General features: G+C 60.4%; 9 protein-coding genes and 1 other RNA gene. 3 read left to right on the top strand and 7 right to left on the bottom strand.

Annotated features, from left to right (window positions below; all coding sequences use genetic code 11):
• Together QD409_RS31770 and QD409_RS31765 are read right to left on the bottom strand one after the other, a co-directional pair.
• Positions 1-327 (bottom strand): IS110 family transposase (locus tag QD409_RS31770; protein ID WP_430764651.1); only part of this gene is annotated, 327 nt, incomplete at its 3' end.
• Between the two features lie 180 nt (positions 328-507).
• Positions 508-1,086, bottom strand: coding sequence for a c-type cytochrome (locus QD409_RS31765; protein WP_092856201.1), 579 nt, complete (start codon positions 1,084-1,086; stop codon positions 508-510).
• Positions 1,087-1,237: 151 nt separating this feature from the next.
• Between QD409_RS31765 and QD409_RS31760 the strand changes: the two genes are divergently transcribed.
• Both QD409_RS31760 and QD409_RS31755 read left to right on the top strand, forming a co-directional pair.
• Positions 1,238-1,993, top strand: a complete 756-nt coding sequence (locus tag QD409_RS31760) for a 3-deoxy-manno-octulosonate cytidylyltransferase (protein ID WP_092856200.1) — start codon at positions 1,238-1,240, stop codon at positions 1,991-1,993.
• A gap of 24 nt (positions 1,994-2,017) precedes the next feature.
• Positions 2,018-2,872, top strand: a complete 855-nt coding sequence (locus QD409_RS31755; protein ID WP_092856198.1) for a prephenate dehydratase — start codon at positions 2,018-2,020, stop codon at positions 2,870-2,872.
• A gap of 151 nt (positions 2,873-3,023) precedes the next feature.
• Here the strand turns inward: QD409_RS31755 and QD409_RS31750 are convergent, their stop codons facing one another.
• From QD409_RS31750 to QD409_RS31730, 5 genes are all read right to left on the bottom strand, one after another.
• A complete protein-coding gene (locus QD409_RS31750; RefSeq protein ID WP_092856196.1) occupies positions 3,024-3,392 on the bottom strand; it encodes a VOC family protein in 369 nt (122 codons plus the stop codon).
• 120 nt (positions 3,393-3,512) lie between these two features.
• Positions 3,513-3,743, bottom strand: coding sequence for a hypothetical protein (locus QD409_RS31745; protein ID WP_092856194.1), 231 nt, complete (start codon positions 3,741-3,743; stop codon positions 3,513-3,515).
• Between the two features lie 83 nt (positions 3,744-3,826).
• Positions 3,827-4,513, bottom strand: coding sequence for a helix-turn-helix transcriptional regulator (locus tag QD409_RS31740; RefSeq protein ID WP_004127790.1), 687 nt, complete (start codon positions 4,511-4,513; stop codon positions 3,827-3,829).
• 13 nt (positions 4,514-4,526) lie between these two features.
• Complete coding sequence (gene nudC, locus QD409_RS31735) at positions 4,527-5,486, bottom strand: NAD(+) diphosphatase (protein ID WP_037155259.1); 960 nt, start codon at positions 5,484-5,486, stop codon at positions 4,527-4,529.
• Entirely contained in the window at positions 5,483-5,893 is a 411-nt protein-coding gene (locus QD409_RS31730; RefSeq protein WP_430764650.1) for an HIT family protein, read from the bottom strand. Before QD409_RS31730 ends, nudC begins: the two co-directional genes overlap by 4 nt.
• A 91-nt stretch (positions 5,894-5,984) precedes the next feature.
• Here QD409_RS31730 and ffs point away from each other — a divergent pair.
• An RNA gene (gene ffs, locus QD409_RS31725) (signal recognition particle sRNA small type) lies at positions 5,985-6,081 on the top strand.
• Positions 6,082-6,100: the final 19 nt, after the last annotated feature.

Genomic DNA, 6,100 nt, shown 5'->3' with positions numbered 1-6,100 from the left:
CCAGCCAAGCCGCATCAACTGCGCTATGCCCCGCGCATCCTTCTTGTCGGTCTTCACCGGCATCGTCTTGAAGGCCGCACGCACGTGGCGCGTCTCGATCAGCTCGACCGCCAGACCCGCCTCTGTCATTCCGGCATGGAGCCACTGCGACAAGGGTCCGGCCTCCAGACCAATGCGTTCCATCGCCACGCCGTGCCCGCCAAACCAGGCGATCAGCGCATCGGGTTCACTGTGGACCTTTGCTTCACGTACGATGCGGCCATCCGCATCCACCACGCACACACTTGAGTATTCCAATGATACGTCGATGCCGGCATACTGCTTCATGGTCGTCTCTCCGTGATGCTATGGAGCAGGTCTCTCCTGACTCCGCGACACCATCATTGTGAGGGACGACCACCAGCCATTCAAACCTGGCTGGCCGGGCTCCGCCCGTTACACCATCTAGCTTATTGTTTTTACGCAATTCCGAAAGGAAAACCGCTGCGCACTTCTCCTGGAATTGCTCTAGTTCGTAGCAGCAGGCGCGTTCGGATCCGGCAACGGCACCTGCGTATCGGCGAGCGTGCGCAGATAGGCGATCACGTTGGCACGGTCCTCTTCTTTCGGCAGGCCAGCAAAGCCCATCGCGGTACCCGCAACGAACTTCTTCGGGGAAGCCAGGAAGTGATAGAGGTGATCGTAGGTCCACTTTTGCGCGCCGCCCTTGGAGAAGTCCTTCATGCCGGCCGAATAGGCGAAGCCTTCATGCTCAGCAACCGGGCGGTCGACGATACCCCAGAGATCCGGGCCAACCTTGTTCGGGCCTCCCTTCTCTCCGGAATGACAGGCCTGACACTTCTTGAAGATCGTCTCGCCGACCTTGGCATCAGCCTTCTGCAGCAGCTGAGCGATCGGCGTATCCGGCTTGGCGGCCGCACCCTTGTCACCGCCGGCAGCCGGTTCCTCGGCAGCAGCAATGGCAAAACCGGGCTTTTCCGGTGTCTCTGAATGGAAAATAAATCCTGACGCGAGCGACACGGACTTCAACACGAACAGCGTGGCCAAAAGTGCCCCGACTCCCATGTTCACGTAGGATGAATTCATCTGCTATGCTCCCCTCGCCGCCAGCATCCTCGGCCGGCCCATCTTGAATTCGCGCGAAACCTATGTCTTTTGGCTGTTTCTTGCAACTCTGTAAACGGCCTCCACCGTGAGACGTTTTGACACTTTTCCTGCAGGAATAGAAGGCCCAACAATGACAGATTCAAATTTAGACAAGACGCTGGTCCTTATTCCCGCCCGAATGGCCTCCACCCGCCTGCCGGGAAAGCCGCTTGCCGACATTTGCGGCCTGCCCATGATCGTACAGGTTGCCAAGCGTGCGCGCGAGGCGGCGATCGGTCGCATCGTCGTCGCCGTCGATCACGAAGATACCTATGCGGCGGTGGCCAAAGCCGGCTTCGATGTCGTCATGACGCGCGGTGATCATCAATCCGGCTCGGACCGCATCTACGAGGCGCTGCAGGCCGTCGATCCGCAAGGTCGCGCCGAAATCGTCGTCAACGTGCAGGGCGACCTGCCGACGATCGATCCCGAGACCATCCGCGCCTCACTGCGCCCGCTCGAAGATCCGGCGGTCGACATCGCCACGTTGACCGTCGAGATCAAGGACGAGGAAGAGAAGACCCTGCCGAGCGTGGTCAAGGTGGTCGGCTCGGCCATTTCGGCCAACCGTCTGCGCGCCCTTTATTTTACCCGCGCCACCGCCCCCTACGGCAACGGGCCGCTCTACCACCACATCGGCCTCTACGCCTATCGTCGCGCGGCACTGGAGAAATTCGTCAAAGCCGGCCCGTCGCCGCTTGAGCTGCGCGAATCGCTGGAGCAGCTGCGGGCGCTGGAAGCGGGCATGCGCATCGATGTGGAGATCGTTGACACGGTCCCGCTCGGTGTCGATACTCCCAAGGACCTTGAAAAGGCCAGACGCATTCTTTCCGCCGCCTCTCTCTGACGGCATTCCCCCAAAGGCAGTCCCATGATCACCAAGACCAACAAGATCTCCTTCCAGGGCGACTACGGCGCCAATTCCGACATGGCGAGCCGTGACATGTTTCCGACCATGGAGCCGCTGCCCTGCCAGACCTTTGAGGACGCCTTTACTGCGATCGACAATGGCGAAGCCGATCTCGGCATGATTCCGATCGAGAACACCATTGCCGGGCGCGTTGCCGACATCCATCACCTGCTGCCGGAATCGCGCCTGCATATCGTCGGCGAGTATTTCATGCCGATCCGCTTCCAGCTGATGGTGCTGCCGGGCGTGAAGAAGGACGAGATCCGCACGGTGCACAGCCACATCCATGCACTCGGCCAGTGCCGCAAGATCGTGCGTGCGAACGGCTGGAAGCCGGTCATCGCCGGCGATACCGCCGGTGCCGCCAAGCTGGTGAAGGAAACCGGCGATCGCAGCATGGCGGCGCTGGCGCCGCGGCTGGCGGCCGACCTCTATGGCCTGGAAATCATCGCCGAGAATGTCGAGGATACCGAAGACAACATGACGCGCTTCGTCGTGCTGTCGCGCGACGAGAACTGGGCAGAGCGCAGCTCGCCGGACGAAAAGATCGTCACCACCTTTGTCTTCAACGTGCGCAACATTCCGGCTGCGCTCTACAAGGCGCTCGGCGGCTTTGCCACCAACGGCATCAACATGACGAAACTGGAAAGCTATCAGCTCGGCGGCCGTTTTGTAGCGACGCAGTTTTATGCCGACATCGAGGGTCATCCCTCCGATGCGCATGTACGCCGTGCGTTGGAAGAACTGCGGTTCTTCTCCGAAAAGGTCCGCATCCTCGGCGTCTACAAGGGCCACCCGATGCGGGGCGATCTCTAAGTTTTAAACCCGTTCTCTCTCTCCAGGCGGTTAGGCGGGGGACAAAGACACCCCCCTTCCACCATCGGGTTCAGCGTGAATTCTAGGTGGGCCCCTCTCCCCGCGAATGGAGAGAGGGTTGGGGTGAGAGGCAAGCCCTGCGCCCATCGCCTTACTTATCCGGCTCACAAACACGGAGGCGATGGCCGTCCGGGTCGAGTACGACGAAAGTTGGGCCGAAATCCATCGTCGTCAGTTCCTGTGCGATCGGCAGGCCGCGGGCCTTCCAATCCTTATAGTGCTTCTCGACGGCACCTTCGCCCTCTACCATGAAACCTAGCTCGCCGCGATTGCCGATGGCGGAGGGTTGCGGTTCGACGCTGCTGCGGCGCCAGAGGCCAAGATTGAAACCATTGTCTAGCGCGAAAGCCACGAAATTCGGCGAGGCGAAGGTAGGCTCGTGGCCGAGCAGGTCACGGTAGAACGGCGTGCTTTCGGCCGGATCCTTGACGTAGAAGATGATGAGGTTTGGACTGATCATTTGGATATTCCTCTCGGTTTTTGGGGGTATGAAGGCATGATGGTTGCTGTCCGGCAGGCAGGCGGTGCCTGCCGGTGATGAATGCGTTGGCGGATAGTCCGATGTTTATGAGGATGCGCGTCAGCGCATCCTATTTTCCTCGCGATACGGGGCATGCCCGTCGAGGAAGCCGAGATCGCGCTTCACCAAATCCGGCGTCTCATCAAGATCGAGGCGATAACGACAGCCGACGAAATATCGACCTGCAATCTGCAGAAGGTGCTTCGGCCACGCAAACGGAGAGAAGCCCCTGTCTTCGCGCGCTACGACGCCGTGTGTTTCCCTCGAGACGATAAGAACTGGGCTTGCCATGATCGGTCCTCCTTCCTGCTTGGATGGTGCCCATCATAGTCATGCCTACTGACAGTTTCTGGCAGTAGTGTTGAGTCGGCCAATCAATTGTGGGCAATGCCCTCTTTGGCCTGCCACTCCTTTGCGAGGACAACACGGCGGCGTGGATAGCGTGCCTCCAGCACCGCGAAATCGACGATGCGGTCGGCGCGGAAATGGCGATAGTCCTGCCGCAACTCGCACCAGGCCATGATGATGCGCGAATTGTCGAAATAGCCGAGTGCAAAAGGCCAGATGCGCCGGGTTGAGATGGTGCCGTTCACGTCGCCATAGGTCAGTTGCACCATACGCTCCGTGCGGATCGCCTTGCGCATCAGCGAGAGGTCGGCCTTGTCCTCGGTGATGCGCCGCGTGCCGACGACTACCGCTGCCTGATCAATCGCCTCGCGCATTTCGGCGGGCAACACGGCGGCGATCTTGGCAAGGGCATCGGCGCCGGCCGCCGCCAGTCGCGAATCGGTGGCGCGGGCCACCCATCGCGACCCCAGCACCAGCGCCTCGATCTCGTCCTGCGAGAACATCATCGGCGGCAGCATGAAGCCGGGCTTCAGCACATAGCCGATACCAGGCTCGCCGTCGATCATGGCGCCCTGCGACTGCAGGCTGGCAATATCGCGGTAGAGCGTGCGTAGGCTGACGCCGGTCTCCTCCGCCAAGACCGCGCCGCTGACCGGGCGGCGGTAGCGCCGCAGCGTCTGCAACAGCGTCAGCAATCGTTCCGAGCGGGCCATGGCAAGACAGAACCTAGCGTTTCCACTCCACCCAGTCGCGCATCAGGCGATGGGCGATGGCGCCCTTGGGCGGAGACGTATTGCCGGAAGCCGAAACGTGATCGAGCATGGCAAGCGTTTCTTCCGGCGTGAACCAGCGGCAATCCTCAAGCTCGGCATCATCCATATGGATTTCGGTCGACTTCGCCTCGGCGTAGCAACCGATCATCAGCGAGTGCGGCATCGGCCAGGGCTGAGAGGCGTGATAGCGCACGCGACCGGTATGAATACCTGACTCCTCATAGGTCTCGCGGCGCACGGCATTCTCGATAGTTTCGCCCGGCTCGACGAAGCCGGCCAGACAGGAATACATGCCCGGCGCGAAATGGTGGCTGCGGCCGAGCAGGCAGCGATTGCGCTCTTCATCGATCGTAAGCATGATGACGACCGGGTCGGTGCGCGGGAAGATCATGTGTTCGCAGGCCGTGCACACCCGCTTGTAACCGCCGATGCGGCTTTCCATGATCGAGCCACAGCGGCCGCAGAAGCGATTGTCGCTATTCCAGCGAACAAGGCTCATGCCCTGCGCCGCCTCGCCCAGGATTTCCCCTTCCAGCAGAAGATCACGCCAGAGAGAGCGCATGTCGGCGGGCTTGTAATGGCTGGCAAGTTCGTCGGCATTGATGCGCACCGGCACGGCAAGGCGGGGCTCACCGGTATTGCGATAGCCGAGCAACACGGCTTCATCCCAGTTCGGATCCAAATCCTGCAACTCATAGCGGGCAAACAGCGGATCGAGCACCTGCCCGTCATGCTTCAAGACCAGCCGATCCTGGGCAAAGGCCAGGATATGGGTGCCTTCCTTGGCCAGCGCATGCTTGATCGATTCCTCGTCGCGATGCTCGGCATCCCGGTTGAGCTGGTTTTCTGCAAAGGCAGTGAGACTGCTGGCTTCCGGATGCGGCGCATCCGAGGAAAAGATGGAATGGCTCATTGTGAAAGCGTTTCCCGCAACTTGGCTATGAGGCTGTTCATGTCTTCGTCCGAATAGGGCTCCGCCTTGCCGTAGCCCCAGACCGGGCCTGGCCAGTTGGCATCACCTTCGAACCGCGCAATGACATGAACATGCAGCTGACGGACGATATTTCCAAGTGCCCCGACGTTGATTTTTGTGGCACCCGTCAGCGTCTTCAGCGCGCTTGCGACCTTATCCGTTTCGAAAGTCAGCAAGACTCGATCGAGCGGGGTTAGATCGAAAACTTCCGACTTGTCGGGGCGGCGCGGGATCAGCACAAGCCAGGGCCAGCGGCGATCCTTCATCAGCCGCACGTCGCAAAGGCCCGTAATGGTGACCGCAACGCTGTCATTCGCCAGACGATCCTCGAGCGCAAACTCCTTCAAAGGGGCATCCTCCATTGTTTTATCAAATGTTTAGCAGTTTTTTTTGACCTTGGCTTGCTTTTGATGGCGATATTGCCGATATGTGCATCCGGGAGGTTGGTGGTGGACGAGCCACTCGCCAACCGGGTCAGGTCCGGAAGGAAGCAGCCCTAACGAGCCCGGCACGGGTCATCGTGCCAGCCTCCCACCCTTTCTGAAAGCAAGACC

Source organism: Rhizobium sp. BR 315 (assembly GCF_050577975.1).
Taxonomy (GTDB): Bacteria; Pseudomonadota; Alphaproteobacteria; order Rhizobiales; family Rhizobiaceae; genus Rhizobium; species Rhizobium miluonense.
Note: the sequence above shows the minus strand (reverse complement) of the source record. Positions and strands in the feature narration are given on the sequence as shown.

Coding starts and splice junctions, on each gene's coding strand:
- QD409_RS31765 (WP_092856201.1), bottom strand. CDS start 1,086: ATGAATTCATCCTACGTGAACATGGGAGTCGGGGCACTTTTGGCCACG.
- QD409_RS31760 (WP_092856200.1), top strand. CDS start 1,238: ATGACAGATTCAAATTTAGACAAGACGCTGGTCCTTATTCCCGCCCGA.
- QD409_RS31755 (WP_092856198.1), top strand. CDS start 2,018: ATGATCACCAAGACCAACAAGATCTCCTTCCAGGGCGACTACGGCGCC.
- QD409_RS31750 (WP_092856196.1), bottom strand. CDS start 3,392: ATGATCAGTCCAAACCTCATCATCTTCTACGTCAAGGATCCGGCCGAA.
- QD409_RS31745 (WP_092856194.1), bottom strand. CDS start 3,743: ATGGCAAGCCCAGTTCTTATCGTCTCGAGGGAAACACACGGCGTCGTA.
- QD409_RS31740 (WP_004127790.1), bottom strand. CDS start 4,513: ATGGCCCGCTCGGAACGATTGCTGACGCTGTTGCAGACGCTGCGGCGC.
- nudC (WP_037155259.1), bottom strand. CDS start 5,486: ATGAGCCATTCCATCTTTTCCTCGGATGCGCCGCATCCGGAAGCCAGC.